The organism is Nonomuraea sp. NPDC050663, assembly GCF_044456985.1.
GTDB lineage: Bacteria > Actinomycetota > Actinomycetes > Streptosporangiales > Streptosporangiaceae > Nonomuraea.
Window position 1 is genome coordinate 1 of sequence record NZ_JBITGL010000018.1, and the last position, 26,920, is coordinate 26,920.

26 protein-coding genes are annotated in these 26,920 nt (G+C 70.8%); 13 read left to right on the forward strand and 13 right to left on the reverse strand.

The window, feature by feature from the left end:
* Window positions 1-197 precede the first annotated feature (197 nt).
* Together ACIBH1_RS38880 and ACIBH1_RS38885 are read left to right on the forward strand one after the other, a co-directional pair.
* A complete protein-coding gene (locus tag ACIBH1_RS38880) occupies window positions 198-1,301 on the forward strand; it encodes an extracellular solute-binding protein (protein ID WP_397319061.1) in 1,104 nt (367 codons plus the stop codon).
* A 129-nt stretch (window positions 1,302-1,430) separates the two neighbouring features.
* Window positions 1,431-2,654: a saccharopine dehydrogenase family protein gene (locus ACIBH1_RS38885; protein ID WP_397319062.1), complete on the forward strand. Its 1,224-nt coding sequence runs from the start codon at window positions 1,431-1,433 to the stop codon at window positions 2,652-2,654.
* Window positions 2,655-2,717: 63 nt separating this feature from the next.
* Here the strand turns inward: ACIBH1_RS38885 and ACIBH1_RS38890 are convergent, their stop codons facing one another.
* Window positions 2,718-2,927 (reverse strand): hypothetical protein, encoded by a 210-nt coding sequence (locus ACIBH1_RS38890; RefSeq protein ID WP_397319063.1) that lies wholly within the window; start codon window positions 2,925-2,927, stop codon window positions 2,718-2,720.
* Between the two features lie 473 nt (window positions 2,928-3,400).
* Complete coding sequence (gene gabT / locus ACIBH1_RS38895) at window positions 3,401-4,708, reverse strand: 4-aminobutyrate--2-oxoglutarate transaminase (protein ID WP_397319064.1); 1,308 nt, start codon at window positions 4,706-4,708, stop codon at window positions 3,401-3,403.
* Between the two features lie 108 nt (window positions 4,709-4,816).
* Between gabT and ACIBH1_RS38900 the strand changes: the two genes are divergently transcribed.
* Window positions 4,817-6,217: a PucR family transcriptional regulator gene (locus ACIBH1_RS38900; protein ID WP_397319065.1), complete on the forward strand. Its 1,401-nt coding sequence runs from the start codon at window positions 4,817-4,819 to the stop codon at window positions 6,215-6,217.
* 2 nt (window positions 6,218-6,219) lie between these two features.
* On the opposite strand, the gene ACIBH1_RS38905 is transcribed toward ACIBH1_RS38900, so the two are convergent.
* Entirely contained in the window at window positions 6,220-6,852 is a 633-nt protein-coding gene (locus ACIBH1_RS38905; protein WP_397319066.1) for a TetR/AcrR family transcriptional regulator, read from the reverse strand.
* Between the two features lie 201 nt (window positions 6,853-7,053).
* Between ACIBH1_RS38905 and ACIBH1_RS38910 the strand changes: the two genes are divergently transcribed.
* Both ACIBH1_RS38910 and ACIBH1_RS38915 read left to right on the forward strand, forming a co-directional pair.
* Complete coding sequence (locus tag ACIBH1_RS38910; protein WP_397319067.1) at window positions 7,054-8,481, forward strand: aldehyde dehydrogenase family protein; 1,428 nt, start codon at window positions 7,054-7,056, stop codon at window positions 8,479-8,481.
* A 263-nt stretch (window positions 8,482-8,744) separates the two neighbouring features.
* Window positions 8,745-9,227, forward strand: coding sequence for a GNAT family N-acetyltransferase (locus ACIBH1_RS38915; RefSeq protein WP_397319068.1), 483 nt, complete (start codon window positions 8,745-8,747; stop codon window positions 9,225-9,227).
* Here the strand turns inward: ACIBH1_RS38915 and ACIBH1_RS38920 are convergent.
* Together ACIBH1_RS38920 and ACIBH1_RS38925 are read right to left on the reverse strand one after the other, a co-directional pair.
* Entirely contained in the window at window positions 9,187-9,795 is a 609-nt protein-coding gene (locus tag ACIBH1_RS38920) for a hypothetical protein (protein ID WP_397319069.1), read from the reverse strand. The genes ACIBH1_RS38915 and ACIBH1_RS38920 overlap by 41 nt on opposite strands.
* Before the next feature lie 71 nt (window positions 9,796-9,866).
* Window positions 9,867-10,460, reverse strand: coding sequence for a hypothetical protein (locus tag ACIBH1_RS38925; RefSeq protein WP_397319070.1), 594 nt, complete (start codon window positions 10,458-10,460; stop codon window positions 9,867-9,869).
* A gap of 157 nt (window positions 10,461-10,617) precedes the next feature.
* Here ACIBH1_RS38925 and ACIBH1_RS38930 point away from each other — a divergent pair, with 157 nt between their 5' ends.
* Both ACIBH1_RS38930 and ACIBH1_RS38935 read left to right on the forward strand, forming a co-directional pair.
* On the forward strand, window positions 10,618-10,986 hold the full coding sequence (locus ACIBH1_RS38930) for a hypothetical protein (RefSeq protein WP_397319071.1): 369 nt from the start codon (window positions 10,618-10,620) through the stop codon (window positions 10,984-10,986).
* Between the two features lie 122 nt (window positions 10,987-11,108).
* Window positions 11,109-11,891, forward strand: coding sequence for a DUF899 family protein (locus ACIBH1_RS38935; protein WP_397319073.1), 783 nt, complete (start codon window positions 11,109-11,111; stop codon window positions 11,889-11,891).
* Between the two features lie 379 nt (window positions 11,892-12,270).
* On the opposite strand, the gene ACIBH1_RS38940 is transcribed toward ACIBH1_RS38935, so the two are convergent.
* The gene (locus ACIBH1_RS38940) at window positions 12,271-13,350 is read right to left on the reverse strand and encodes a trypsin-like serine peptidase (RefSeq protein ID WP_397319074.1); all 1,080 of its coding nucleotides are present in this window, start codon (window positions 13,348-13,350) and stop codon (window positions 12,271-12,273) included.
* 56 nt (window positions 13,351-13,406) lie between these two features.
* Window positions 13,407-14,387 carry a trypsin-like serine peptidase gene (locus ACIBH1_RS38945; RefSeq protein ID WP_397319075.1) on the reverse strand — a complete coding sequence of 327 codons (981 nt, stop codon included), beginning with the start codon at window positions 14,385-14,387 and terminating at the stop codon, window positions 13,407-13,409.
* Between the two features lie 193 nt (window positions 14,388-14,580).
* Between ACIBH1_RS38945 and dxr the strand changes: the two genes are divergently transcribed.
* The gene (dxr, locus tag ACIBH1_RS38950; RefSeq protein WP_397319077.1) at window positions 14,581-15,792 is read left to right on the forward strand and encodes a 1-deoxy-D-xylulose-5-phosphate reductoisomerase; all 1,212 of its coding nucleotides are present in this window, start codon (window positions 14,581-14,583) and stop codon (window positions 15,790-15,792) included.
* Between the two features lie 9 nt (window positions 15,793-15,801).
* Window positions 15,802-16,968 (forward strand): flavodoxin-dependent (E)-4-hydroxy-3-methylbut-2-enyl-diphosphate synthase, encoded by a 1,167-nt coding sequence (gene ispG, locus ACIBH1_RS38955; protein ID WP_397319078.1) that lies wholly within the window; start codon window positions 15,802-15,804, stop codon window positions 16,966-16,968.
* Window positions 16,969-17,224: 256 nt separating this feature from the next.
* On the opposite strand, the gene ACIBH1_RS38960 is transcribed toward ispG, so the two are convergent.
* Window positions 17,225-19,801 (reverse strand): DUF6185 family protein, encoded by a 2,577-nt coding sequence (locus ACIBH1_RS38960; protein WP_397319079.1) that lies wholly within the window; start codon window positions 19,799-19,801, stop codon window positions 17,225-17,227.
* A 28-nt stretch (window positions 19,802-19,829) separates the two neighbouring features.
* Here ACIBH1_RS38960 and ACIBH1_RS38965 point away from each other — a divergent pair, with 28 nt between their 5' ends.
* The gene (locus ACIBH1_RS38965) at window positions 19,830-20,399 is read left to right on the forward strand and encodes a GNAT family N-acetyltransferase (RefSeq protein WP_397319081.1); all 570 of its coding nucleotides are present in this window, start codon (window positions 19,830-19,832) and stop codon (window positions 20,397-20,399) included.
* Here ACIBH1_RS38965 and ACIBH1_RS38970 read toward each other — a convergent pair.
* Entirely contained in the window at window positions 20,357-21,520 is a 1,164-nt protein-coding gene (locus tag ACIBH1_RS38970; RefSeq protein ID WP_397319082.1) for a hypothetical protein, read from the reverse strand. The two genes, ACIBH1_RS38965 and ACIBH1_RS38970, sit on opposite strands and share 43 nt — an antisense overlap.
* Entirely contained in the window at window positions 21,517-22,017 is a 501-nt protein-coding gene (locus ACIBH1_RS38975; RefSeq protein ID WP_397319083.1) for a SigE family RNA polymerase sigma factor, read from the reverse strand. The genes ACIBH1_RS38970 and ACIBH1_RS38975 overlap by 4 nt, the downstream gene beginning before the upstream one ends.
* A 277-nt stretch (window positions 22,018-22,294) precedes the next feature.
* Here ACIBH1_RS38975 and ACIBH1_RS38980 point away from each other — a divergent pair, with 277 nt between their 5' ends.
* Genes ACIBH1_RS38980 through ACIBH1_RS38990 form a run of 3 tightly spaced genes read left to right on the forward strand, consistent with a single transcriptional unit; the run spans window position 22,295 to window position 25,188 of the window.
* A complete protein-coding gene (locus ACIBH1_RS38980; RefSeq protein ID WP_397319085.1) occupies window positions 22,295-23,755 on the forward strand; it encodes an alpha/beta hydrolase in 1,461 nt (486 codons plus the stop codon).
* Window positions 23,756-23,767: 12 nt separating this feature from the next.
* A complete protein-coding gene (locus ACIBH1_RS38985) occupies window positions 23,768-24,610 on the forward strand; it encodes a GNAT family N-acetyltransferase (RefSeq protein ID WP_397319255.1) in 843 nt (280 codons plus the stop codon).
* A gap of 2 nt (window positions 24,611-24,612) precedes the next feature.
* On the forward strand, window positions 24,613-25,188 hold the full coding sequence (locus tag ACIBH1_RS38990; RefSeq protein WP_397319086.1) for a disulfide bond formation protein DsbA: 576 nt from the start codon (window positions 24,613-24,615) through the stop codon (window positions 25,186-25,188).
* 60 nt (window positions 25,189-25,248) lie between these two features.
* Here ACIBH1_RS38990 and ACIBH1_RS38995 read toward each other — a convergent pair whose 3' ends face one another.
* Genes ACIBH1_RS38995 through ACIBH1_RS39005 form a run of 3 tightly spaced genes read right to left on the reverse strand, consistent with a single transcriptional unit; the run spans window position 25,249 to window position 26,910 of the window.
* Window positions 25,249-25,620 carry a DUF3037 domain-containing protein gene (locus ACIBH1_RS38995; protein WP_397319087.1) on the reverse strand — a complete coding sequence of 124 codons (372 nt, stop codon included), beginning with the start codon at window positions 25,618-25,620 and terminating at the stop codon, window positions 25,249-25,251.
* Window positions 25,620-26,396, reverse strand: coding sequence for a HipA family kinase (locus ACIBH1_RS39000; protein WP_397319088.1), 777 nt, complete (start codon window positions 26,394-26,396; stop codon window positions 25,620-25,622). Before ACIBH1_RS39000 ends, ACIBH1_RS38995 begins: the two co-directional genes overlap by 1 nt.
* Complete coding sequence (locus ACIBH1_RS39005) at window positions 26,389-26,910, reverse strand: hypothetical protein (protein ID WP_397319089.1); 522 nt, start codon at window positions 26,908-26,910, stop codon at window positions 26,389-26,391. Before ACIBH1_RS39005 ends, ACIBH1_RS39000 begins: the two co-directional genes overlap by 8 nt.
* Window positions 26,911-26,920: the final 10 nt, after the last annotated feature.

A 26,920-nucleotide genomic window follows, 5' to 3' on the forward strand; every position in this document is an offset into this window, starting at 1 on the left:
GGGGGCGCCACCACCCCCCCCCCCCCCGCCGCGCCCCCCCCCCCCGGGGCCCCCCCCCCCCCGGGGGGGGCCCCCCCCGCGGCCCCCCCCCCCCCCCCACCCGGGGGTGGGGGGGGGGGGGGCGCCCCCCCCCCCCCACCCCCTTCCCGTGCGGCGGTAAGCTCCAGCAGACAGCCAGGCACGACCGAGGGGGACAGGTGCGCAGCCGTACACTCGCGACCGCACTGGTGGCGACGTTGCTCACCACGGGGTTCACCCCGCCGCCCAGCCCCACGCCGACCCCCGCGGCCACCCCCACGCCGAGCCCGTCCGCCACTCCCACGGCGACCCCCAGCGACGGCACGCTGCAGATCCTCGCCTTCAAGGGCTACATCGAATACGGCGGCTCCACGCCCAAGGTCAACTGGACCAGCGACTTCCAGGACACCACCGGCTGCCGCATCGCCCGCCTCGACGTCGTCGGCTCGCGCGCCGAGCTGGAGGCCGCGCTCGCCAAGCGCCCCTACGACGTCTTCACCGCCGGACCCGAACTGGCCGGCGAGCTGATCGACGGCAAGCGCGCCCAGCGGCTCGACACCGCCAAGGTCTCCGGCTACGCCGACCTCGGCAAGCGGCAGCGCGAGCAGGTGACGCGCGGCGACGACGCCTACGGCGTGCCGTTCCTGTGGGGCTCGTACGAAACCGTCTACGACTCCTCGCGCGTCAAGGCGCCCACGGCCGAGGCGCTCTACACCTCGCCGCGGGCGATCGTGCGCGACACCCCGATGACGATCGGCCACGCCGCGCGCGCCTTCGGCCTCGACCCGGCCAAGCTGACCCCGGCGCAGCTCGACGAGCTGGCGGGCAGGCTCGGAGCGGGCGAGCGCGACTACTGGACCCGCGAGCTGGAGATCGTCACCGGCCTGGCCACCGGGAAGATCGACTACGCCCAGGCCACGCCGTACATCAGGAGCCGCCTGCAGAAGGCGGGCCGGCCGGTCAAGCGGGTCAAGGCCGACCACACGATCGGCTGGTCCGACTCCTGGATGATGGCGGCGGGCACAGCCAACGCCGACTGCGCCTACCGCTGGCTGAGCTGGATCGCCGCTCCCTCCACCCAGGCCGAGGCGGCCGCCTGGACCGGCCTGGCGCCCGCGAGCCAGAAGGCCTGCACCGGCGCCGCCGCCGAGGTGTGCAGGGCGTACGGCAAGGCCGCCAAGGTCGACTTCTTGCCCGGCTCCACCGGGATTTGCGCCGCGCAGGACCGGGAATGCACTAGCTATGCCACCTGGGAAGAACGGTGGCGCAAGATCGTTAGCTGAGTTCTGGTTGCCGAGACGCCCCGGGTGTTCCCCCCGACACCGGGGCGTCTCTCTTTTTGTCCAAACTGTAACTGGCTGAATGGCCAGTCAGTACTGGCTGAACGACCAGTCAGCGAGTAGAGTCCCGTCATGAGAATCCTGCTTGTGGGAGCCGGAGGCGTCGGCTCCGCGGTCGTGCCCATCGCCGCCCGCCGAAAATTCTTCGAGCACGTCGTGGTCGCCGACTCCAAACAGGACCGGGCGGCACAGGCCGTCGCCAAGGCCGGTGGCGATCCCCGCTTCAGCTCCATCCAGCTCGACGCCTCGAACCGGGCGGAGGTGGCAGCGGCGCTACGCGAACACCGGTGTGACGTGTTGTTCAACGCGGTCGACCCGCGCTTCACCATGTCGCTCTTCGAAGCCGCCCTCGACGCGGGCGCGCACTACCTCGACATGGCGATGTCGCTGAGCAGGCCGCATCCCGCCGAGCCGTACAGCAAGCCGGGCGTCAAGCTCGGCGACGAGCAGTTCGCCCTCGACGGCGAATGGCGCGCCAAGGGCCGGCTGGCCCTGGTCGGCATGGGCGTGGAGCCCGGACTGGCCGACATCTTCGCCCGCTACGCCGCCGACCACCTGTTCAGCCGCATCGACGAGGTCGGCATCCGCGACGGCTCCAACCTGGTCGTCGACGGCTACGAGTTCGCCCCCACCTTCTCCATCTGGACCACGATCGAGGAGTGCCTCAACCCTCCGGTGGTCTGGGAGGACGGCGCCTGGCACACCACCGAGCCGTTCAGCGAGCCGGAGGTCTTCGACTTCCCCGAGGGCATCGGCCCGGTCGAGTGCGTCAACGTCGAGCACGAGGAGGTGCTGCTGGTGCCCCGCTGGATCGACGCCCGGCGGGTGACCTTCAAGTACGGCCTCGGCCAGGAATTCATCGGCGTGCTCAAGACGTTGCGCAAGCTCGGCCTCGACACCGCCGAGAAGGTGCGCGTCGGCGCGGCCGAGATCGCCCCGCGCGACCTCGTGGCGGCCCGGCTGCCCGACCCGGCGACGCTCGGCACCCGCATGCGCGGCAAGACCTGCGCCGGCACCTGGGTCAAGGGCGTCGGCGTCGACGGGGCGCCGCGCGAGGTCTACCTCTACCACGTGGTCGACAACGAGTGGTCGATGGCGGAGTACGGCTCGCAGGCCGTCGTGTGGCAGACCGCCATCCACCCCGTCGTCGCGCTGGAGCTCGTCGCGTCGGGCGTGTGGTCGGGCAGCGGCGTGCTGGGCCCCGAGGCCTTCGACGCGGTGCCGTTCCTGTCGATGCTCGAGGAGTACGGCTCGCCGTGGGGCATGCGCGACGACAGCCTCGTGCGGGCTGCCTGACCGCGAACCGCTCGGCAGATGGCCACCGAGGTCCTCCCTGGTCGAGACCAGGGGGGACGGCTCCTAGTCCACCCCGAGCACCTCGGCGCAGTCGGAGCAGGCCATCACGGGGGAACCGTCGGGCAGGCGGCCGATTCGCACCCGGGGCAGCGGCCACTGCTTGCGGCACGACACGCACGAGCGGCCCACCCGCTGCGCGGGTGTCAGGACATCGGGGGCAATGGTGGGGAGCCGGTGGATTCTCGTCGCACCTTTCGGCGGTCGTGAGGTCACATGGCCTCCTTCAGGGCCGATGGGCTTGACGGAACGTTACCCCCTGGGTCAGCGGAGAGGGAAGGCCACGACTGTGGCCAATGGGGCGGGGAACAGGGCCTCCGCGCAGTCGGTGCAGGCCATGACGGCTGTTTCGTCGGGAAGGCGGCCGACGCGAACCCGCGGTCGCGGCCATTTCTTGTGGCAGACCACACAGGCGTCGCCGAAGCGTTGGGCCGATGACAGGCCCTCTGGGTCGAACGTCACCATGTCGTCCACCGTTCCGGTCGGACCCCAGTTCATCACGCTCCTCGCAGCGCTCGCCCAGCCCTATACCGGATCCGTTATAGCCGTCTTCGATCAAGGGGGGCGTCAAGCGCGGGTACAGCTTCCCCAGGAGAGCCTGGCGTACACCACTAAAGAGGGACATCCACCTGAAGATGGATGCCCCTCTTTGTGGGATAAAGCGGGAAACGGTCAGGGTAAAGAGCTGATCAGAGCTCGCCCAACGCCTTCTCCAGGATGCCCAGGCCCTCCTCCAGCAGGTGCTCGGGCATGACCAGCGGAGGCAGGAACCGCAGCACGTTGCCGTACGTGCCCGCGGTCAGCACCAGCAGGCCCTCGGCGTGGCACGCCTTGACCAGGGCCTGCGTGGCGGCCGCGTTCGGGGTCTTGGTGCCGGGCTCGACCAGCTCGATCGCGATCATCGCGCCGCGCCCGCGCACGTCGCCGATGACCGGGAACCGGCTCCGCATCGCCTCCAGGCGCGGGAGCATGATCTCGCCGATCCTGCGGGCCCTGGCGACCAGGTCCTCGGCCTCGATCGTCTCCAGGACGGCGAGCGCCGCCTGGCAGGCCAGCGGGTTGCCGCCGTAGGTGCCGCCCAGGCCGCCCACGTGGACCTTGTCCATGATCTCGGCGCGTCCCGTGACGGCGGCCAGCGGCAGCCCGCCCGCGATGCCCTTGGCGGTGCAGATCAGGTCGGGCACGACGCCCTCGTCCTCGCAGGCGAACAGGTCGCCGGTGCGGGCGAAGCCGGTCTGCACCTCGTCGGCGATGAAGACGATGCCGTTGTCCTTGCAGAAGTCGGCGATCCTCGGCAGGAAGCCGCGCTCGGGCACGATGAAGCCGCCCTCGCCGGCGATCGGCTCGATCAGCACGGCGGCGACGTTCTCGGCGCCGATCTGCTTCTCGATCATGTCGACTGCCTGTTCGTAGGCGTCGCTCGGGCCGCGGAAGGGGTAGGCGAGCGGCACCCGGTAGACCTCGGGCGCGAACGGGCCGAAGCGGTGCTTGTAGGGCATGTTCTTGGCGGTCAGCGTCATCGTCAGCAGCGTGCGGCCGTGGTAGCCGTGGTCGAAGACGACGACCGCCTGGCGGCCGGTGGCGTGCCGGGCGATCTTGACGGCATTCTCGACCGCCTCCGCGCCGCTGTTGACCAGGAACGAACGCTTGTCGTGGTCGCCGGGGGTGAGCTCGTTGAGCTTCTCGCAGACCTCCACGTACGACTCGTACGGGGTGACCATGAAGCAGGTGTGGGTGAAGTCGGCGACCTGCTTGCTGACGCGCTCGACGACCTTCGGCGCCGCGTTGCCCACGTTGGTGACCGCGATGCCCGCGCCGAAGTCGATCAGGCTGTTGCCGTCGATGTCCTCCACGACGCCGCCGCCCGCCCGGGTGATGAAGACGGGCAGGGTGGTGCCGATGCCCTGCGGGACGGCGGCCTGCTTGCGGGCCAGCAGCTCCTGCGACCTGGGGCCGGGGACGGCGGTGACGAGGCGGCGCTCCTGCGGAAGACTCATGCTCCCGACGGTAGGACGGGGACGGCAAAGGGCCGATACTCCGTTGTGGCACGATATATCCAAACCATTAGTGCTGAATGGACAAAAGTGCCGCCGACTCTGGACACCGTGGTACGCAGGCTCCACCTCACCACGCTCGTGGGCGGGGCTCCGGCGCTGCGCTGGGTGGCGGTCAGCGAGCTGGAGGACCCGACCCCCTTCCTCGAAGGCGGGGAACTCCTGCTCACCACCGGCATGCGGCTGGCCGCGCCGTACGAGAACTACATCGGACGGCTGGTGGAGCGCGGCGTCGCGGGGCTCGGCTTCGGGGTGGGGCTCTCGCACGCCGAGACGCCCGCCGGGCTCGTGCTGGCGGCACGCGAGGCAGGGCTACCGCTGGTGGAGGTGCCCAGGCAGACGCCGTTCATCGCCATCGGGAAGGTGGTCAGCGAGCTGCTGGCCGCCGAGCAGTACGAAGAGCTCAGCCGGGCGTTCGCCGCGCAGGGCAGACTGACGAGGGCGGCGCTCGAAGGGCTGGAGGCGGTGGTCGAGCGGCTGGCGCGCGAGGTCGGCGGGTGGGCGGTGCTGCTCGACGACGAAGGACGCGTACGGCACGCCACGGCGGGAGCCCGGGTCGGTGCGGTCACGGGGGAGCTGGGGCGCTTGCGGCGCGGCGGCGCCTGGCGGCCGCCTCCCGCGAGCCTGGCCTTCTCCGAGCCGGGGCAGCACGTCGTGGTCCAGCCGCTCGGCGGGGGCGCGCGGCCGCGGGCGTACTTCGGGGTGGGCTCCGAGCAGCCGTTCACGCCGGTGGGACACACGGTGATCAACGCCGCGGGCTCCTTGCTGACCTTGGCCGTCGAGCGCGGGCGCGCCCAGCGGGAGGCCGAGCGCCGGGTCCGCGCCGCCGTACTGGAGCTGGTGCTGGCGGGGGAGGTCGAGCGGGCCCGTGCGGTGCTGGGCGCCATCGGGCAGGAGCTGCCGGGGGAGCCGGTGACGGTGCTGGCGGCGGAGGAGACGGCGCTCGAGGCGGCGGAGTCGGCGGGGTTCGCGGTGTCGCGAGGGGAGATCGTCATCGTGCTCGCTCCCGCCGACATCGTGCTCGCTCCCGCAGACGGGTTGCCCGGGCCCGTCGGGGCCAGCCGGGAGGCCGCGTACTCCACGCTCGCCGGGGCGGTCGAGGAGGCCGAGCGGGCGCTGGAGGCCGCCCGGCGCGACGGCGGGCGCGTGCGCTTCGCCGACCTGGCCGGCCAGGGCCTGCTGTCCGTGCTCGATCCCGTCGCCTCACGCGCCTTCGCCCGCTCCCTGCTGGCGCCGCTGGCGGAGTACGGCTCGCGCGCCGACCTGGTCGAGTCGCTGCGCGCCTACCTCGGCAGCAACGGCCACTGGGACAACGCGGCCCAGCACCTCGGCATCCACCGCCACACCCTGCGCTATCGCATGCGCCGCGTGGCGGAACTGCTCGGCCGGGACCTGGAGGATCCCGGCGTGCGCGCGGAGTTGTGGGTCGCCCTGGCCGTCACGTCCGGATGACGTCAGTTCTTCCGCAGATAGCAGCAGATCGTCGCCGTGGTGACCGCGTCGTAGGTGCGCCCGTCGCGCAGGTGCCCGGCACGTTCCAGGCTGATCGCCCCCTGCGCCGCCGCCCACAGCGCGTCGGCGATCTTGCGCGGCTGGGTGGGCACCAGGTACCCGGCGGAGATGCAGTCGGAGATCACCCGGTCGAAGAGGTTGAGCGCCGCCCTGGCCAGCGTCCTGGCGCGCTCGCTCGGCTCGAATCCCGGGATGGCGCGCTCGAACATCAGGCTGTAGTACTGCGGCTCGCCCAGGCAGGCGGCACGGTAGGCGGGGCCCAGCGCGGTCAGGTACTCGAAGGCGTCGTGGCGGGGCTGCACCGCTTCCAGGTGCTTCCTGATGCGCTCGAACCCCTCCAGGTACAGCGCCTCGGCCAGGCCTTCCCGGTTGCCGAACATCGTGTAGATCACCGTCGTGGAGCAGCCCGCCTCGGAGGCGATCCGGCGCATGGCCAGGCTCTCGGGGCCGTCGGTGGCCAGCAGGGAGACGGCCACGTCGAGCAGCCGGGTGCGCAGCTCGTCATGGCTGGCCCGCTCGCCCAGCAGATACGCTCCCTGGAGGCCGAGTGGCGCCGAGGTCACGTGTTCGCTCACGGAGCCACGCCTTTCTGCTGAGTTGTCCGGTCGGATCCTTAGCCATGGCGGCGAAGCTTCAAACCGCCCCACACGGTAAACATCCCGAATTGGTCCTAGTTTTGTTACATAGCCCCGTTTGTTCGTAACGGCAGAGTCACCTGGTGCTCTTGTGCAGGGTGGAGTACGGGCACGCGGCGCCGGTGGCATAGCGTCGGGGGTATGGACGTGCGCACCTTCTGGCTGGCCGGGCGCCCCGCGACCGGCGACTCCTCGCTCACCGTGACCAACTCCCACACCGGGCAGGCCGTGGGCACCTACTCCGTGCCCACCGACGCCCAGGTGGAGGAGGCCGTCGCGGCGGCCGCGGCCGTCACGCGCGAAGCCGCCGCGCTCCCCGTCCACGTGCGGGCCGAGGCCCTCGCCCACGTGTCGCGCCGCCTGACCGAGCGCGCCGACGAGATCGCCAGGCTCATCACCGCGGAGAACGGCAAGCCCATCTTCTGGGCGCGCGGCGAGGTCGGCCGGGCCATCTCCACCTTCCGCTTCGCCGCCGAGGAGACACGGCGCTGGTCGGGTACGGCGATGCGGCTCGACACCGAGCCCGCCGCCACCGGGCGCCTCGCCTACGTCTCGCGCGTGCCGTACGGCCCGGTGCTGGCCATCACGCCCTTCAACTTCCCGCTCAACCTCGTCGCGCACAAGGTCGCCCCCGCGATCGCCGTCGGCGCGCCGATCATCGTCAAGCCCGCGCCCGCGACACCGCTGTCGTCGCTGCTGCTGGGCGAGATCCTCGCCGAGACCGACCTGCCCGCCGGTATGTTCTCGGTGCTGCCGATCGAGAACTCCCGCGCCTCCGCCCTCGTCGAGGACCCGCGCCTGCCCGTCGTCTCCTTCACCGGCTCCGGGCCCGTCGGCTACTCGATCATGGACTCGGTGCCCAGGAAACACGTCGTCCTGGAGCTCGGCGGCAACGCCGCCGCGGTCGTCCTGGCCGACGCCGACCTCGACTGGGCCGCATCCCGCGTCGCGCTGTTCTCCAACTACCAGGCCGGGCAGAGCTGCATCGCCGTCCAGCGGGTGATCGTCGAGGAGGCCGTCTCCGAGGCGTTCACCGGCAAGCTGCTCACAGCCGTCGGCGGGCTCGTCACCGGCGACCCGCTCGACGAGAAGACCCAGGTCGGTCCGCTGGTGTCGGAGGACGCGGCCATCCGCGTCGAATCCTGGATCCAGGAGGCCGTCGCCGGCGGCGCCCGCCTGCTCGCGGGCGGCGGACGCGATGGGGCCACCATCGAGCCGACCGTCCTGGCCGACGTGCCCGCGGGGGCGAAGGTCGTGTGTGAGGAGGTGTTCGGGCCGGTCATGGTAATCGAGACCGTGCCTTCCGTGGACGCCGCGTTCGCCTCCGTGAACGACTCGAAGTACGGGCTGCAGGCCGGGGTGTTCACCCGCTCGCTCGACGTCGCCTTCCGGGCGAACCGGGAGCTGGAGGTGGGCGGCGTGATCATCGGCGACGTACCGTCGTACCGGGCCGACCAGATGCCGTACGGCGGGGTGAAGGAGTCGGGCGTCGGACGCGAGGGGCTGCGGTCGGCGATGGAGGACCTGACCTTCGAGAAGACGATGGTGCTGACGGGGCTGGCGCTCTAGGAGCTGTTTGAGGTTCGGCGGCGGCGCCGGCCCTGTGGCCGGCGCAGCCTGTCGTTTGTCGTGGAGGTGGGTCGCATCCGGGTGCCGTGCGGCGCTTACTCCCGTGCAGCGCCGCCACGATCACGTCACCAGTCCCACAGACGTCTCATCGCGGGCCTCCTCTCCTCTACGGGTGAGGTCCACGATCGAGGGGGCGGCTGGAATCCTGCTGGAAGTGAGCCGCGGCCGGAGCTCGTCTTCCTTTACCCGGGTATAGGGCTCGCGTGGAAGAAACAGGACATTCGTATCTGGCTGCGGCGGTGGAGATCGCCCTGCTGACCGAATCCGACCGTGCCTGCTGGGAGTCGCTGGCCCGGGGCAAGGACGCCCACTTCGAGGTCGAACGCGGCGACGACGACTACGAGACGACCTGGCGGCGGCTGCTCGACGACGAGCGCGTACGCGGGGCCGCCGCCCGGCTCGACGGCAGGATGGTCGGCATCGCGCACTATCTGTTCCACGCCAGCGTCTGGTCCGCCGGGAGATGCTACCTGGCGGACCTTTTCGTCGATGCGGACGCCCGGCGGCGCGGCGTCGCGAGCGCGGTGATCGAGTGGGTGGCACGGGACGCCGAGGAGCACGGCCATCCCGGCCTCTACTGGAACACGCTGGAAGACGCCCCCGCCAGGGCTCTGTACGACAAGGTCGGCCGGTTCCACGAGGGGTTCATTCTCTACACGTACCGGCGTCGGAGAGGCGCTTCCTGAGGGTGGCGCAGGCGGCCAGGACGGCCTGGCGGTGCTTGGCGCTCTTCAGCCACCCGGGCAGGCGGCTGGCCAGGCTGCCGTTGCGGTGGGGCTCACGTTCGCGGAGCGCCGCGCGGACGTACTGCTCGAGGAAGTCGAGATGCCCGGCGTCGTAGGCCCACAACACGTGGCCCCGGCACGGGGTCTGCAGCCACAGGTCCAGGCCGCTGACGGTCGGGGCGCCCGACGCCGCGTGCGGCCACCACCTCACGGGCAGGCGGGTGACCGCACGGCAACCGGGGCATCTCACCGGCATCCATCGCGCGGGCGCTCCCGTACGGCTTCCGCGGCGTTCGATGTCGCGGCCGCACGTCCCGCAGCGCCCGTAGGCGAGCGTGCCGATCCTGCCCGACCAGCCGATGCCGGTCGCGTCCTTGGCGTATCCGCATGACAGGCACGTCACCCGTTGCCGGGTCACGACGGCACAACCCGCGCATCGCGGGCAGTGCACGAGGATGCGGTCGGCGGTTCGCAGGTACTGGCGGGGGTGACCGCGGTCCGAGAAGCGGCGCCGCTCATCTGTGGCCATACCCGCCAGGCTGACATCACCCGTTATCGGGCGGCAACGTCAAAACCCCACGTGGACGGTGGGTGGTGACGTCACCTGCGGAAGAAGGCGCGGGCCGAGGGGAGGAGCAGCAGCACGATGACCACCGCCGAGGCCGCCATCGTGAAGAAGATGCGCCCCTGCGAGACCGCCAGCAGCCAGCCCGGGTAGACGCTCTCGCTCGCCGCCAGGATCGCCCCGGCGTCGGCGCCGCCGCCGAGGATGCCCTGCAGGTACTCCGCCCGCGCCAGCTGGCTCGTGAGGATGAAGAAGTCGAGCAGGAGGAGGATCGGCTGGACGATCAGGGTGAGGACGCGTCCGGCGCGCCTGCCCGCCAGGTTCAGCCAGGCCAGGACGGCGGCGATCGCGGCGGTGACGGCCGGGATGACCAGCGCGTACCCGCCCTCGTCGAAGTGCAGGTTGTTCCTGGCCAGCAGGCCGGGGTCGAGGCCCTGCCTGGCCAGCTCGGCCTCCGCCGCCGCCTGGACGTCGGCTCCGTAGAAGAGACCGGCGACCGGGACGATCAGGAAGGCGAGGGCGAACAGGACCTGGAGAACCCCGGCGGCGGTGACGGTCTTCGTGGCGGTGTTCGTGACGGTCTTAGTGGCGGGGGTCGCGGTGGCGGTGTGCGCGGTGGTGTTGTTCATGGCACCGATGCTGGCCGGGCGCTCCAACACCGGGCTCCCACGGCGCTGACACCCGCTGAGAGCCGGTGACAGCGGCGCTCAACGCAGCCTCAACACGCCCTCAACACCCGCCGGAGGAAGGTGAGGCCGACCATCACCCCAGCGAGAAGAGGCAGAGATGAAGTCGACGTTCGCACGCCTGACCGCGACAGGTGCCGCGCTGGCGCTCCTCGGGACCATCGGCCTGAGCGCCCCCGCCCAGGCGCGGACCGCCGCGCCCTCATGCCGCGGCTGGTCCCACGGGAACTACGACCACGGCTGGGACACGGTCAAGCACCCCAGCAACATGAAGAACGGTCCGTTTTCGGCCTGCGGGAACGTCATGTACCTGAAGGAACTCACCACGGTGTACTTCCACTGCATGGTCATCAACGACTACGGCAAGATCTGGGTGTACGTGCGGGTGGCGGGAACGAAGAAGCACGGCTGGGTGTCGTACGACAACCTCGAGCACTGGAGCGCCGACCTCATCCAGCACTGCACCTGAACCACCCGTCCAGCACCTCCGCGATGAGTTCCGGCCGCGTCGCGAGTCTGTCCCGGTGCCACCGGCGCGCTCGCGACCGGCGCCGCGTGACCCGATCGGAACGACACATCACGGAGGACCCCATGACGACCACCTCGGACGAGACGACCACCAGGCTGACCGGCCGCCCACCCATCGTCGACCTGGCCACCTGGCAGGCCGCCCGCGACGAGCTCCTCGTCCGCGAGAAGGCCCACACCCGCGCAGGCGACGCCCTCGCCGCGGCCCGCCGACGGCTGCCGATGGTCGAGTTCGACGGCACCGTCGAGGTCACCGGCGCCGCCGGACCCGTCCCCTTCCTGGAGCTGTTCCAGGAGCGCGACGAGCTCGTCGTCTACAAGCACATGTGGCACGACGGAGCGCCGCACCAGGGGCAGTGCGAGGGCTGCACCTGGGCCGCCTGGCACCTGAAGGACGCCGTCTACCTCAACGCCCGTGGCGTCTCCTTCGCCATCGTGACCACCGGGGTGTGGGAGGAGGTGGCGCCGTTCGTCGACTTCATGGGGTACACGCAGCCGTGGTACTCCGTGCGCGACACGGCGGAGCCGGTAGGGGGCGACATGGGGGTCATCGCCTGTTACCTGCGGGACGGCGAGCGGGTGTTCCTCACCTACTCCACGACGGGGCGGGGGAACGAGGCGGTCAACCCTTCGATGAGCCTGCTCGACATGACGCCGTACGGCCGGGGCGAGACGTGGGAGGACACGCCCGAGGGGTGGCCTGAGGGGCGGGGGGCATGCTGGACCTGGCGATCGGACGCGGAGGGGAACCCGACGTGGGGGGAGACCAGCCGCCCGGTGCCGCAGTGGACCCGGCCGGGGGCGGCGGCGGTGGAGACGCTGGGGAGACGGGGGGAGTGCCACTGAGGGGCTTCGCCGGGGGGACAAGCGGATCCGTCGCCGGCACGCCGAAGGCCAATCGGGGCTGCACGATCGGTCCCGGGGCCCGTATACCGTCCCGCACCGCGCTCCGGCAGTGTTGGAGGACCAGGTGCGCCGGCTGCGGGGGCCAGCCGCGAGGTCGGCCCCCATCCTTGGCGTGCCCGCATCCACCGTGCACCGCTGCGCCGGCTCCTTCTCGGCGCGGTGCTTCAGGCCCGATGCCCAAGCGCCACACTCACCCCGTCGCCCACGGCAACGACCGGGGGTTGAGGGGGCGGCAGCCCCGCGGCTGGGGTCGCGGGGGGCTTCGGCCTCCCAAGCAGGGGGCCCGACCCTTCAGCCGCCGACTGGGAGGTCCGTGTCGTCAGGCCCGCTCCGCCGTACCGAAGAGTGCCTTGGCCGCGTCCCCGAAGTAGGGCCCGTACATGGTCTCCCGGTCGTCGCTGTACTTGAAGCTGCTCACCGACATCACCGTCCCCCGCCCCGTGGAGGCGTTGAATCCGCTCATCCACGGCCCCCCGCTGGACCCGGCGGTCATGTCGCACCCGAGTCCCTGGTCGCGGGTGGCGCCGTGGGGGTCGTCGCGGACGCGGCCGGCGCAGTAGATGAGCCGTTCGCCGTCGTAGGGCGGGTCGGCGGGGTAGCCGAAGCCGAAGACCTGGCCGCCGCGCCCGGCGTTGAACGCGATGTCCTGGGTCCCGACGGCGTCGGCGACGTGCTTGCCGCCGTACTTGTTGAGCGCCACCATCGCGATGTCGTAGCTGTCGTCGGCCGAGCGCGACCAGGGTCCGGCGACGAACATGCGGCGCGCGGTGAAGGTGCCGTAGGGGCGGTCGCCGCCCTCGATGTAGCCGGGGACGAAGGTCCAGTTCTCGGCCCAGACGCCGCGGCCGTCCTTGACGCAGTGGCCGGCGGTCACGACGACGTCCTTGTTGGCGGATTTGACGGTGCCCGCGGAGCAGACGAAGTCGACGCCGTCGAGGGTGAGGAAGACGCGTCCTGTGGTTTTGGCCACGGCGCCACCGGTCACCCAGCGTGACCCGAAGGTGGTGGTCTGCGGGCGTGCCGACTGGCGGCGCGGGGTGACTTTCGTGACGCCGTTGGCGAGTTCGGGGGCGGCGCCGAGGCCGGTCCGGTTGCTGAGACCGCTCAGCAGGCCGTCGCCGTCGAGGGTCTTGTGGAGTTCGTCGAGCAGCTTGATCGGCAGAGCTGCCGCCATGCGTTCCGGAGTCCAGTACGCGAGCACGCGCCGCTGGTCGGCGGCGCTTCGGGTGGCGACTCGTTCGACGATGTCGGCCACCGGCGGGGTCCGCTCCTGCGCGGCGGAGCGGACGATCGGCCGGGACTCCACGTGCGGCTCCGAGGGGGCCGCGCCGACGATTGCGGGGCCCATGAGGCCCGCTATGAGCGGTGCGGCCGCCAGCAGGGGGGTGCTCAGGGTCATGGCCCCCGAGTCTGCACTACGGAGTGTGTTCTTGTGGATACTTTCGGCAAATAGCCTCAGGTTGCGTCGGTGTTCTGAGCCTCGTTGTAAACGGCCTGTGCCTCATTGCCGAAATAGGGGCCGAACATCCAGTTCGGCGCGAAGTTGTACTTGAAACTGTTCACCGAATTCAGCGTGCCGGAGCCGGAGGTCTCGTTGAAGTTGACGAACCAGGGTCCGCCGCTGGAGCCGCCGGTCATGTTGCACGTGAGTCCGTGGTCGCGCGAGAGCAGGAAGTCGTCGAAGGCCCGCCCGGCGCAGTGGATCAGCTTCGAGCCGTTGTACGGCGAGGCGGCGGGGTAGCCGAAGGAGTACATCTGCTGGCGCCGGTTCTGGTTGAACGCGATGCCCTGTCCGCCGACGACCTCCTGCAGCCGCTTGCCCGACTGGGGCGCGACGACGGCGGCGGCGATGTCGAAGTTGATGTCCTCCTTGGCGTTCCACTGCGGGGTGGTGATCAGCTTGGTCGCCACCCAGGTGCCGAAGGGCCGGTTGCCGTTGTCGTAGCCGGGCACGAAGACCCAGTTCGTGTGGAACTCGCCGCCCATCTTCACGCAGTGTCCGGCGGTGACGACGACACTGCGGTTCGTGCTGGTCACGGCGCTGCCGGAGCAGGAGGCGTTGCGTCCCTGGTAGGTGAAGAAGACGCGGCCGGTGGTCTTGACGACGGCGCCGCCCTTGGTCCACTGGGAGCCGGTGCTGACGGCGGCCTGCGGGTCGGTGGGCGGTGCGGTCCACGGGCTGTTGGTGTTGGGCTGGCCGGGCTCGCCCTGGCCGTTGCTGCCGGTCTTGGGCGCGGGCACGGTCAGGGGCTGGGCGTTCTGCATCTTGGACTTGGTCCAGTAGTCCAGGACGTCGCCCTGTTCCGCCTTGGTGTCGGCGGCTTCCTCCTCGGCGGGCGGGGGAGCGGTGGATGCGGTGGCAGGCAGTGCGGTGGTCAGAAAGGTGCCCCCCGAGACGAGGGCGACAGCGGAGAGCAGAGCGAGTCTGCGGTGCATGAGGTACCTCCCGGAACCTGATCTGAGGTTGGAAGGTAGCGAGAGCAATATCCCGATTTCTCAAGATTTGCGGTTCTTGATATAGGGATATTTCTTGGAAAAGGGGCATTTATAAACTGCTGTCACAGGGGTTGCATATTTCGGCTCGGCCCCGCCGTACCGGGGCGCGGTCCAGGACCGCGAGAATGGACGGGTGCACTCACCTGACTCCCGCCCCGTCGTCGTCCTCGGCTCCACCGGCTCCGTCGGCACCCAGGCGCTAGACGTCATCGGCCGCGACCCCGGCGCCTTCCGCGTGGTCGCGCTCGCCGCCGGGGGCGGCAAGGTCGATCTGCTCGCGCGGCAGGCGGCCGCGTCCGGTGCCGAGGCGGTCGCGGTGGCCGACCCGCGTGCCGTACCCTCCCTGCGCGAGGCGCTGGCCGCGCACGGCTCGCGCGCCGCCGTCCTGGCGGGCGACGAGGGCGTGGCCGAGGCCGCCACGTGGCCCTCGACGGCAGGTACGGCAGGCGGCGGATCCGGTGCCCCCCTCGTGCTCAACGCGATCACCGGCGCCCTCGGCCTGACCTCCACGCTGGCCGCGCTGGAGGCGGGCCGCACCCTCGCCCTGGCCAACAAGGAGTCGCTGATCATCGGCGGCCCCCTGGTCAAGCGCCTGGCCAAGCCCGGCCAGCTGCTCCCCGTCGACTCCGAGCACTCCGCGCTGCAGCAGTGCCTGTGGGCGGCCGGCCCCGACGGCTACGACCCCGACGCGGTCAAGCGCCTGGTCGTCACCGCCTCCGGCGGCCCGTTCCGGGGCAGGAAGCGCTCCGAGCTCGCCGACGTCACCCCCGAGATGGCCATGGCCCACCCGACGTGGAACATGGGGCCCGTCATCACGATCAACTCCGCGACCCTGGTCAACAAGGGGCTGGAGGTGATCGAGGCCCACCTGCTGTTCGACCTGGGCTTCGACCGCATCGAGGTGGTCGTGCACCCGCAGTCGATCATCCACTCGATGGTGGAGTACGTCGACGGCTCCACCATCGCCCAGGCCAGCCCGCCCGACATGCGCCTGCCGATCGCGCTGGCGCTCGGTCACCCGCACCGTGTCCCCGGCGCCACCGCCGCGGTCGACTGGACCCAGGCCCACACGTGGACCTTCGAGCCGCTCGACAACGAGGCCTTCCCCGCCGTGGCACTGGCCCGCGAGGTCGGTACGGCAGGCGGCACGGCCCCTGCGGTCTACAACGCGGCCAACGAGGTGTGCGTGGAGGCCTTCCAGGAAGGGCGCCTGCCTTTCCTATCCATCGTGGACACAGTTGCGTGCGTGGTGTCCGAACATACAGTGACATCGGCGGATACTGTGGGTGAGGTTCTGGCGGCCGACGCCTGGGCCCGGGCTCGGGCTAGGGAGCTCACCGCCTAAACTGTCAAGGTGACTTCTGTAGCACTCGGCATCCCCTCGGTCCGTCCCAAGCCGATCGCCGAACGCCGCCCGTCCCGCCAAATCATGGTCGGCAACGTGCCGGTCGGCGGCGACGCGCCGGTGTCCGTGCAGTCCATGACCACCACGGTCACGGCAGACATCAACGCCACCCTGCAGCAGATCGCCGAACTGACCGCCTCCGGCTGCCAGATCGTCCGCGTCGCCGTCCCCTCCCAGGACGACGCCGAAGCGCTGCCGATCATCGCCAAGAAGTCGCAGATCCCCGTCATCGCCGACATCCACTTCCAGCCGAAGTACGTCTTCGCCGCCATCGAGGCGGGCTGCGCCGCGGTCCGGGTCAACCCGGGCAACATCAAGAAGTTCGACGACAAGGTCGGCGAGATCGCCCGCGCCGCCCGCGACCACGGCGTCCCCATCCGCATCGGCGTCAACGCCGGCTCGCTCGACCCGCGCCTGCTCCAGAAGTACGGCAAGGCCACCCCCGAGGCGCTGGTCGAGTCCGCGCTGTGGGAGTGCTCCCTGTTCGAGGAGCACGACTTCCGCGACATCAAGATCTCGGTCAAGCACAACGACCCGGTCGTCATGGTCAACGCCTACCGGCTGCTCGCCCAGAAGTGCGACTACCCGCTCCACCTCGGCGTCACCGAGGCGGGCCCCGCCTTCCAGGGCACCATCAAGTCCGCCGTCGCCTTCGGCGCCCTGCTGTCCGAGGGCATCGGCGACACCATCCGCGTCTCGCTGTCGGCCCCTCCCGTCGAGGAGGTCAAGGTCGGCGCGCAGATCCTCGAATCCCTCGGGCTGCGGGAGCGCGGGCTCGAGATCGTCTCCTGCCCGTCGTGCGGTCGGGCCCAGGTCGACGTGTACACGCTGGCCGAGCAGGTCCAGGCGGGCCTCGAAGGGCTCACGGTGCCGCTGCGCGTGGCCGTCATGGGGTGCGTCGTCAACGGGCCCGGCGAGGCTCGCGAGGCCGACCTCGGCGTCGCCTCGGGCAACGGCAAGGGGCAGATCTTCGTCAAGGGCGAGGTCATCAAGACCGTGCCCGAGTCGCAGATCGTCGAGACGCTGATCGAGGAGGCGCTGCGGATCGCCGAGGAGATGGGCGTGGAGATCGACCTCGACGACGACGCCCCCGGGCCCCAGGTGACCGTCGGCTAAGGCAAGGGCCTCCCCACGGAGGCGCTTCGCGCCAGGCAGGGTCGGGCTCCCCTCACTGGGGGCCGAGCCCCCAGACCCCGGCCTGGGCTGCCGCCCCGGACCCCCCGCATGGTTGCCCTTGGCGACGGTTGTCGGGGACGGGGAGCCCCCGGTTCAGGGGTCTTCGGGTGGTTCGCGTGCAAGGCCCCGGATGCTGGTGCGAAGCGCCATGGCGCGGCCGGGGGTGTTCATCGGGTGAGGCGCCCGTGACCCGCCCTCAAGGCCCTGTCCCCTGCTGCGGCGTAGTCCCGCCCCGGCTCGGCTCGACCGCCGGCCCGAGGTCGACCCCGTTCTTGACCTGCTGCCACAGCCCCACGATCGCCACCACCTGCGCCAGCAGGATCGGCACCGCCGTGCTGGCCGTCGTGATCCGGTAGACCGCCAGCAACGGCTCGAATCGACGGCTCCACACGCTCCGCTGTCGTTGCAGCGTCCGCAGGTCCATCATGACCCCCGCGCACGTCAGCACGATGAACTGCATCACCAGGCTGATCAGGTACGGCTCGAATCCGGCCGACACTCCGGAAGCCAGCTGGAAGGCGAAGTACACCGCCGCGTCGATCGCGACCGCGAGCAGGATCGCCAGGGTCTTGGTGTACCCCCGCCGTCCGGGCAGTTCACGCCATAGGCAGCCGAGCACCATGCCGGAGCACGCCCAGAAGGCGAGCGACGACAGGACGTGGACTGCGAGCTGGTTCAGGGAGAAGTAGTTGGTCGCCAGTTGCCGGGGGAAGTTCTCGCTCCAGGTGAGCCAGGTGTTGATCGCCATGGCGGGTACGGCGGCGATGAGGGTGTATTTGGCCGCGATGCGGCCGTTGTGCCACCAGTTGCGCCCTGGTCCCCATGACAAGGCGACGTCGAGTGGGGTGATGGCGGGGTCGTCGCCGAGGCCGACGCGGCGGCGCAGAGCGGTCAGGCTGTCACTGATCTCCTTGCGATCGGAGTCGTCGCGGTCCCATTCGGTCTCCACCGAGGACAGGCTCCTGTCGAGTGCTCTGGCCCTGGTCTCCAGCCGACGTTGTTCGCGTGCGAGCTCCGCGAGGTGGCGGGCGCTGAGGTTCTGGGCGCCCGCGCTGGGGATGACGCTTCTGCGGCGGCCCCAGCGCAGGCATGCGAGCAGGGCAGCGGTTCCGGCGATGGCGGCGAGGGGGAGGTCGAGGCCGGCGTATTCCCAGGTCCAGCCCATTACCGCTTCCATCAGAAGGAGGGCCAGCAGGAACCTGGCGGTGCGGTCGAGTGGCTGCTTTCTGAGCTGGTGCAGGGCGACGAGGAGGGCGAGCTGGACGAGCAGGTGTTGCTGGTCGGCGACCCAGTTGATGAGGTCGTGGGGGTAGGCGAGCAGGAAGTCCTGGCCCCATTCGACCGCGGTGTCCTCGCTGAACCAGGCCCATTCCTCCGCACTGATCATCAGGCGGATCGTGTGCTGGATCGGGGAGGCGATCGCCAGGACCGCTAGGGCGGGGACGACGAAGAGGCGGTGGACACGCTCGATGATCGGCAGCCGGTCCGGTGAACTGTTGAGCACGCGACGGATCAGCCCGAGCACAACCACGCCCATCAGCAGGCCTTGGAGGGCGGCGAGAATCACGTTCTCCAGGTTCAGCGTGTTGACCTCAAGCCGTTTCGAGGCGCCTGTCGTGAACAGGGACGCATACTTGACCGTGTAGAGGGTGAGCGCCCAGGCGAAGACCACGGGCAGTGCCAGGCCGGTGGCCACGAGCCAGCGCCAGGCACGGCCCGGCCGGCTGCGCCACCACAGGGGGAGCGCGATCAGGGCCAGCAGCGAGCACCATACGGCGGGGGTGACGACCACCCACACCGAAGTCAGCCACACGCCCAGCTGGTTCTCGAGGTGATAGGCGGGGAGTGGCTCGCCACCTGGGTGAGTCAGGTAGGAGGCGCTCTTCCAGTTGTAGACGCCTGCCACGGCGGGCAGGATGTCGTCGATCAGGGCCAGAGCGCGCATGACGACGGCTGCGGCGATCACCAGGGCGAGGCCCCTGGCCACGCGCCGTCCGGCGGGTCCGTGGCGGCGATGCAGGCGGACGGCCAGGACCGCCAGAAGGATGAAGAAGGTCAGGTTGGCCGCGTAGTACTGCAGCATCGACATCCACGCCGGCCACGCGTTGACGCCGAAGACCAGGTCGTCGGCGGTGGACGGGGCCAGGACGACCTGGATGGGCAGGCGCTCGCCTCCGGCGGGAGTCCAGACGAGGGTACGGCCGTCGCGTGAGGTGGGCTGGGGGGAGAGCTGCTTGATCGCCATTCCCTTCGCGGTGACGCGCACCGCGCGCCATTCGGCGACGGAGACCACGGGTGGGATGGCCTCCCAGGCCGACGCGCTGTTGGCGGGCAGCAGCCGCAGGGTCCACGCGCCGGGGCGCACGTCCCACTCCCAGAAGGCTCGATACTCCTTCTGCTCCCGCCACGGGTAACGCTTCAGCTTGGCGGCGACGGAGATGTGCTCGCCGGTGAGCGTGACGACGGGCCGCGACCCGTCGTCGGTGGGCCACCACCAGGCACCCAGGACGCAGCGCATCGCGTACCGGTACTCGGCGTCGGGCTCCTCGCGTAACAGGTCGGCGGCGATCTCCCAGGTACGCGGCACCAAGATGGTCGCCCTGGTGGTGATCGGCCGGAGGGTCTCACCGTCGCCGATCTCTGTCGAGAGCTCGATCGCCGGTTCGCCGAGGCTGGTCAGCGCGCATTCCTGGCCTCGCGCGTGAGCGGGTTCACCGGTGAGCAGCAGCGTGCACACAGCCGAAAAGGCCAGGATGAGTAAGCGCACGAACACGAGTAATACACCACGAGAGGTCCCACCCATGGCCTATCTGCACCAAGCCGAGCGCGTAGCCATCCGCCCGATCGGCCGTGGCGACTTCGCCGAGCTCACGGTGCTCAACCGCGAGAGCGCCGACCTTCACGCCCGGTGGATGCCCGGCCCTCCCGTCGTCGACAGAGAGGCCTTCGACGCCTACCTGCGGCGCTTCGAGGAGGGCCCGCACGTCGGTCTGCTCGTCTGCGACAGACGTACGGGCAAGATCGTCGGCCGGGTCAACGTCAACGACATCGTGCGGGGCTCGAAGCAGACGGCCACGCTCGGCTACGCCGCCTACGTGTCGACGGCCGGGCGCGGTTACATGACGGAGGGGCTGGGCCTGGTGGTGGAGCATGCCTTCGGCGAGCTGGGGTTGCACAGGCTGGAGGCGAACATCCAGCCTGGCAACACCCGTTCCGTCAACCTGGTCAGGCGTGTCGGCTTCAGGAAGGAGGGCTATTCGCCGGATTTCCAGTTCGTCGACGGCGCGTGGCGTGATCACGAGCGGTGGGCGATCACGGTGGAGATGGTTCAGAGCCCGGCGGCGATGAGGTCGCCCGACCAGCCGCGGTAGGTCAGGGTTGCGACCGCGTGTACCTCGCCGGTCTGCCTGTCGATCGTGTAGATGCGGTCGCCGAGTGTGGGCGGGTCGGTGCGTTCGCGGCCGCCGACGCGGCTGTCGGCGACGAGGATGCGCTGCTCGTCGAGAACGCCTGTCCGCAAGGGGGAGATGTCCGGCGGGGCGCCGGTGAACGCCGCGCGGCTGCGTTCCTTGCCGGTTTCTGTGTCGATGGTGACGACGGTGTCGTACGGGATCTGGCCCTCCTCGGTCACGTTCTGGTCGGCGGGCACGGTGCCGGTGATGCCGACCAGGCCGGTGCCGTCGGGGGTGAGCCCCGCGACCCGGAACCAGTGCTTGGGCCGGTAGAGCTCGCGGACCTGACCGTCGGCCAGCAGTCCGATCGGCCCGCGCTCGCTGGTGACCACGGCGGGCAGGTCTCCGCTCGCGAGCTTCGTGGTGTACCAGCCCTTGGGCACGGCGGTGCTCTCCCCGGTCTCCAGGTCGGTGATCGTGTCGTAGGTGGCCATCCGGCGCCCGTCGGGGGAGAGCATCAGCCCGGTGCCGCGGGAGACGAGCTCGGCGCGGGTGACGGTCTGCGGGCTGTGCACGATCCTGCCGCTGTCCAGCTCGCGCATGGCGAAGCGCTGGGCGGCCTCGTCGTAGTAGGCGATGCGCAGGCCGTCCGGCGTGATGGCGACGGGGGCCGCGGTGTTCATGTAGTTCTCGGCGCTCTGTTCGGTGTAGACGCTGAGCGCTTCCGGCATGCGGTAGGTCTGCCCCGAGCGGGTGACGACCTTCCACTGCGTGCACGTGCGGCCGGAGAAGCTCGCCGTGTTGCCTCCGAGATTCCACTTCTCGCCGCAGAAGTCGTAGTAGGCGTGGCTGAGCGGCCCCACGCCGGACGGGGGCAGCGTCTCGGAGACGGTGCCGGTGGTGACGCCGTCGTCGCCGCCGCGGTCGACGGTCACGGCGGCGGCGCCCAGCGACAGGGCGATCACCGCGGCCAGCGCGGACAGCAGCGTGCCGGCGCGCTGGCGCCGGGCGCCCCGTACGGCACGCTCGGCCAGGTCGCCGGGGCCGGAGGGAGCCTGGTCGGCCAGGTCTTCCAGGCGGTCGCGGAACAGGTCGGTCATGACGTGGCCTCCAGCAGCTCGGCGAGTTCGGGGGCAAGGACGCGTAGCCGGCCCAGGGCGTGGTGGGTCTGGCTCTTGACCGTCCCGGCGGAGCAGCCGAGCAGTTCGGCGGTCTCCTCGATCGAGCGGTCCTCGTAGAAACGCAGCACCAGGACGGCACGCTGGCGCGGCGTCAGCCGGGCCAGGGCGTCCTGGAGGGCCAGGCGGTGCAGGCTGGCGTCGCTCGCGTCGTGCCCCTGCTCGGGCAGGACCGGGGTGGGTACGTCCCGGCGCAACCGGCGTCGCCACGAGATGTGCTGGTTGATCAGCGCCTTGCGGGCGTAGGCCTCCGGGCTGCCGCCTGCGGCCAGCTTGGGCCAGTGCCTGGCGACCTTGGTCAGCACGGTCTGCAGCAGGTCTTCTGCCAGGTGGGCGTCGCCGGTCAGCAGGTAGGCGCTGCGCATCAGCGATTGCTGCCGGGCGTGGACGAACTCCCGGAAGCCCTCATATCGGTCCATGCGTCTCCTTTCGTCCTAGGAAACGCCGTCCGCGCGTCCCGGGGTTGGAGGCCGTGGCGATATAACACTGTGCAATCTTGTGATTACAGAATGGCAATAGCCCAGGTCCCGGCGGTTCGTGCTTGGGAGCATGCCAGTCGTGAAACGGGCCGTCGGGATGATCACTGTATTGACGCTGCTGAGTGCGGGGCTGACCGGGGTTGCGCAAGCCCGGACATTCCCCCGGGGAACGGTCGTATGGGGACCGTGCGGGCGGGCTCCGTCCGTGGTGGACCAGGTGCTCCGCGGGCTCACCTCGCAGCGCCGTACGCCCGACCAGCCCGGCGTGGAGTGCGCGACGGTCCGCGTGCCGCTCGACCACCGCGACCCGATGGGCCAGCAGATCAAGATCGCCCTCAACCGCATCCGCGGCACGGTGTCGCGTGACCACAACCACCTGGGCACGCTGCTGGTCAACCCCGGAGGGCCGGGGGCGAGCGGGCGCGAGCTGGCGGAGTACGTCGCCGCCGCGCTGCCGGCCTCGCTGGCCGACCGCTACGACGTGATCGGCTTCGACCCGCGCGGGGTGGGCCGCAGCGAGCCGAGCCTGCGCTGCGTCGACCCGGAGGTCTACTACGCGCCGCCGCGTCCCGACCACGTGCCGCGCACCCCGGCCGAGGAGAGCGCGCTCATCGGCAGGGCCAAGGACTACGCCCAGCGTTGCGGCAACCTGTGGGCCTGGATGCTGCCGCACCTGACCAGCGAGAACGCCGCCCGCGACCTCGACGTCATCCGCCAGGCGCTGGGCGAGGAGCGCATCAGCTACCTCGGCTACTCCTACGGCACCTATCTGGGCGCGCTCTACGCCACCCTGTTCCCCTCGCACGTCAAGCGGCTGGTGCTCGACAGCTCGGTCGACCCCGGCGCCGTCTGGTACGACGCCAACCTCGCCCAGAACCGCGCGTTCGACAAGCGGCACCGGGCCTTCCTGGCCTGGACCGCCGCCAACCGCTCCATCTACAAGCTGGGCCGCAACCTCAAGCAGACCACCTTCGCCTGGTACACGATGCGCTCGCGGCTGCGCGAGCGCCCGGCCGGCGGCATCGTGGGCCCGAGCGAGCTCGACGACATCTTCACCGTGGCCGGATACTCCGACGCCGTGTGGCCGCAGCTGGCCGGCGCCTGGTCCGCGTACGTGCGCAAGGGCAAGGTCGACGGGCTCGTCCGTGCCTACCGCCAGCACGCGGCCAACGACGCGGAGAGCGAGAACGGCTACGCCGTCTACCTGGGCGTGCAGTGCCGCGACGCCGCCTGGCCGCGCGACTGGGCGCGCTGGCGTTCCGACATGACCGCGATGCACCGCAAGGCGCCCTTCATGACGTGGCCCAACGCCTGGTACAACGCGCCGTGCGCGTTCTGGTCCGTCCCCGGTGGCACGCCCCCGCAGGTCAAGGGCTCCGACAAGCTGCCGCCGATCCTGATGCTGCAGTCGCGGCTCGACGCCGCCACGCCGTACAACGGGGCTGTCAACCTGGCCAAGCTGCTGCCCACCGCGCACATGGTGGTGGACCCGGGCGGCAACCACGGCGTCTCGCTGGCGGGCAACGCGTGCATCGACAGGCACCTGGCGCGCTACCTCAACGACGGCACGCTGCCGCGTGCCACGACCTGCCCGGCGATGCCGGGGCCGAGGCCCGCCGAGCGGATGTCCGCAGCCGGAAGCGGGAGGCTCACGGAGATCCTGGTCCGTCGGAGGTAGGCTGCACATGTGATGCTGCGTACTTCGGCGTCGCGCGTCCTGGACGACAGCGATCGGGACGAGGTCATCGCACTCCTCGACACCGACCCGGTCGCCAACGTCTTCGTCGCCTCCAGGGTTCGCACCGTCGGGCTCAATCCGGCCCGGCTGGGCGGGCAGATGTGGGGATACGGGCCGCGCGGCGCGCTCGTGTCGCTCTGCTACGCCGGAGCCAACATGGTGCCGGTCAACGCCGGTCCCGAGGCGGTCCACGCCTTCGCCGACCGCGCCCGGCGCCAGGGCCGCCGTTGCTCGTCGATCGTGGGACCCGCCGACGCGGTCGGGCCGCTGTGGGAGCGGCTGGAGCCGTACTGGGGCCGGGCCCGCGCGATCCGCTGGCGCCAGCCGGTGATGGCCACCACCCAGAAGTCGCCGGTCGCCGCCGACCCGCTCGTGCGGCGTGCCAGGCCGGAGGACTTCGACGTGATGTTGCCGGCGTGCGTGGCGATGTTCACCGAGGAGGTCGGCGTCTCGCCCAACATCGGCGACGGCGGGGCGCTCTACCGCACCCGGGTGGCCGAGCTGATCCGCATCGGACGCTCCTACGCGCGCATCGACGACGGCCGGGTGGTGTTCAAGGCCGAGATCGGGGCGGTCACCCCGCAGGCGTGCCAGATCCAGGGCGTCTGGGTCGCTCCCGAGCTGCGCGGCCACGGGCACGCGGTGGCCGGGATGGCGGCGGTCGTGGAGGCGGCGCTGTCGTGCTTCGCCCCGGTGGTGTCGCTGTACGTCAACGACTTCAACCAGGCCGCGCGGGCGGTCTACCGCAAGGTGGGCTTCCACGAGGTCGACACGTTCATGTCGGTACTTTTCTAGACGTGCCCAATCATGTGACCGTCGACTTCTGGCTCGACCCGTCCTGCCCGTACACCTGGAACGCCTCGCGCTGGTTGCTGGAGGTAACCCGCGTGCGGCCGGTGACCGTGCGCTGGCAGCTGCTCAGCCTCTCCGCGCTCAACGAGCACCTGGAGGTCGACCCGGAGGGCGACACCGAGGGCTACCTCTGGTACCCCGCCCGCGTCTGCGCCGCCGTCGAGCTGGAGCACGGCAAGGAGGCGCTCGGCGCGTTCTACTCCGCGTACGGCAAGCGCGACGACTGGGACTTCGCCGCCGCGCTGACCGAGGCCGGGCTGCCCGCCGAGCTGGCGGAGCGGGCGGGCGACACCACCCTCGACGACTTCCTGCGCGCGTCCACGGCACGCGGGATCGACCGCGTCGGGCCGCACGTCGGCACCCCGATCGTCGCGGCGGGCCAGGTGGCGTTCTTCGGCCCGGTGATCTCCGAGATCCCGTCCGGCGAGGCCGCGGGGCGGTTGTGGGACGGGCTGCTCCTGGTCGCGGGGACGCCGGGCTTCCACGAACTCAAGGGGTCACCGGCGCCGGAAGACCCCTGAGAGCGCCGGAACAGTCCCCGTCGTCCTGACCGTCCCTGATGGCCGGGCGTAGCTGCGGCGCTAGAGCCTGACGAGCTTGCCGAACAGGCGATCCAGCTCCTGGGCCGGGTCGCCGGTGAGGCCGGCGTGCACGGGACCGGCCTGCACGATCGTGCTGCGCGGGGCGGTCAGCCAGCGGAAGCGGCTGCCCAGGGACTCGCGCGAGAGCGGGCCCTGCTCGTCGGCGCAGGACAGCTCGTAGGCCGACAGCGCCTGCCGTACGGCACGCACGTCGGCCACCGGGTCGAGGGCGCGCAGCCGTACGGCGTCGAGCTCGGCCCTGGCGCACAGGTAGTCACGCGGCTGGCAGTAGAGCAGCACGCCGGCGTTGATTAGCTCGCCGCGCTCGACCCTGGGGATGACGCGGATGACCGCGTACTCGTAGACGTCCATCACTGACCTCGGTGGAAGGCGCCGACGGAGCCGGGGCCGCTCTTGCGTCGCTCGGTGACGGCGCTGTCCCAGCCGTCGAGGGCGCGCCGGTGGAGGTGTTCCACGTACGCGTGCCGTACGTCGGCGGGGGAGTCGAAGCCGGGCTCGTCGTCGAGCCACTCGTCGGGGACGAGCGCGGTGGCCTCCTCCAGCATCGCGCGGGTGACCTCCATGCGGCCCTCGCCCTCGGCGAACGGGGCCAGCACGTGGTCGGAGTCGTCGTAGGGCCGTCGCGGGTCGGCGCCCTTCCAGTTGTGGTGGAACCACAACGCCGCGCCGTGGTCGATCAGCCAGACGTCGCCGTGCCACAGCAGCAGGTTGGGGTTGCGCCAGCTGCGGTCGACGTTGTGGATCAGCCCGTCGAACCAGACGACGCGGGCGGCGAAGGCCGGGTCGGGGGTCCAGGTGAGCGGCTCGAAGTTGAGCGCTCCCGGGAGGAAGTCGACGGCCAGGTTGAGCCCGGCGCTGTTCTTGAGCAGCTCCTGGATCTCGTGGTCGGGCTCGCGCACGCCGAACTGGGCGTCGAGCTCGATGAGCTTCAGGTCGGGGGTGCGCAGGCCCAGGCGGCGGGCGAGCTCGGCGCAGATGATCTCGGCGACGAGCACCCGCCGGCCCTGGCCGGCGCCCCGGAATTTCACGGCGTAGGTGCCGTAGTCGTCGGCCTCCACCACGCCTGGCAGCGAGCCGCCCTCCCGCAGCGGGGTGACGTAGCGGGTCGCCGTGATCCGTTCAAGCACGTCCAGAGGCTATCGCCTTGACGCGGCGGAGCATCATCACGCGGATCAGGCCGCTCCCGGGACGGATCACCCGCCAGTAGCGCAGGAAGGCCCGCCGGGCGTCGGGGCTGGTCGCCGTGACCGTCGTCTCGGTGGTCAGTTTCGTACGGCCGGCGTGTGCCTCCAGGGTGAAGCCGAAGACGCCCTTGGCGTAGCCGGGCTCGGCGAAGGCCTCGAAGGCCGCGGCGTCGGCGATCGCGACGTTGCGCGCGGCGCCGAGCTTCCACCACTGGCCGACGATGCCGCTGGTGAGCTCCTTGCCGGGGATCTCGGTGAGCGGCACGAAGGCGGCGGGCAGGTCGCGTTGGAGGTGGCCGTGGCGCACCAGCGCGGCCAGGCCGCGCAGCACGAACAGCGGTTTGACGATCTTCAGATCTCTCGCGGAGAAGGACTTCAGCGCCGCCCAGACGCGCTCGGGCGGCGCGTCGATGACGATGCTGTGCCGTTCGGCGGCGTCAGGCCGGACGTGAACCATTGTCGCATCA

Excerpts from the sequence above, each read along its gene's own strand:
- ACIBH1_RS38885 (WP_397319062.1), top strand. The coding sequence starts at position 1,431 with ATGAGAATCCTGCTTGTGGGAGCCGGAGGCGTCGGCTCCGCGGTCGTG.
- gabT (WP_397319064.1), bottom strand. The coding sequence starts at position 4,708 with ATGAGTCTTCCGCAGGAGCGCCGCCTCGTCACCGCCGTCCCCGGCCCC.
- ACIBH1_RS38910 (WP_397319067.1), top strand. The coding sequence starts at position 7,054 with ATGGACGTGCGCACCTTCTGGCTGGCCGGGCGCCCCGCGACCGGCGAC.
- ACIBH1_RS38920 (WP_397319069.1), bottom strand. The coding sequence starts at position 9,795 with ATGGCCACAGATGAGCGGCGCCGCTTCTCGGACCGCGGTCACCCCCGC.
- ACIBH1_RS38925 (WP_397319070.1), bottom strand. The coding sequence starts at position 10,460 with ATGAACAACACCACCGCGCACACCGCCACCGCGACCCCCGCCACTAAG.
- ACIBH1_RS38930 (WP_397319071.1), top strand. The coding sequence starts at position 10,618 with ATGAAGTCGACGTTCGCACGCCTGACCGCGACAGGTGCCGCGCTGGCG.
- ACIBH1_RS38935 (WP_397319073.1), top strand. The coding sequence starts at position 11,109 with ATGACGACCACCTCGGACGAGACGACCACCAGGCTGACCGGCCGCCCA.
- ACIBH1_RS38940 (WP_397319074.1), bottom strand. The coding sequence starts at position 13,350 with ATGACCCTGAGCACCCCCCTGCTGGCGGCCGCACCGCTCATAGCGGGC.
- ACIBH1_RS38945 (WP_397319075.1), bottom strand. The coding sequence starts at position 14,387 with ATGCACCGCAGACTCGCTCTGCTCTCCGCTGTCGCCCTCGTCTCGGGG.
- ACIBH1_RS38965 (WP_397319081.1), top strand. The coding sequence starts at position 19,830 with ATGGCCTATCTGCACCAAGCCGAGCGCGTAGCCATCCGCCCGATCGGC.
- ACIBH1_RS38970 (WP_397319082.1), bottom strand. The coding sequence starts at position 21,520 with ATGACCGACCTGTTCCGCGACCGCCTGGAAGACCTGGCCGACCAGGCT.
- ACIBH1_RS38975 (WP_397319083.1), bottom strand. The coding sequence starts at position 22,017 with ATGGACCGATATGAGGGCTTCCGGGAGTTCGTCCACGCCCGGCAGCAA.
- ACIBH1_RS38985 (WP_397319255.1), top strand. The coding sequence starts at position 23,768 with ATGCTGCGTACTTCGGCGTCGCGCGTCCTGGACGACAGCGATCGGGAC.
- ACIBH1_RS38995 (WP_397319087.1), bottom strand. The coding sequence starts at position 25,620 with ATGGACGTCTACGAGTACGCGGTCATCCGCGTCATCCCCAGGGTCGAG.
- ACIBH1_RS39005 (WP_397319089.1), bottom strand. The coding sequence starts at position 26,910 with ATGGTTCACGTCCGGCCTGACGCCGCCGAACGGCACAGCATCGTCATC.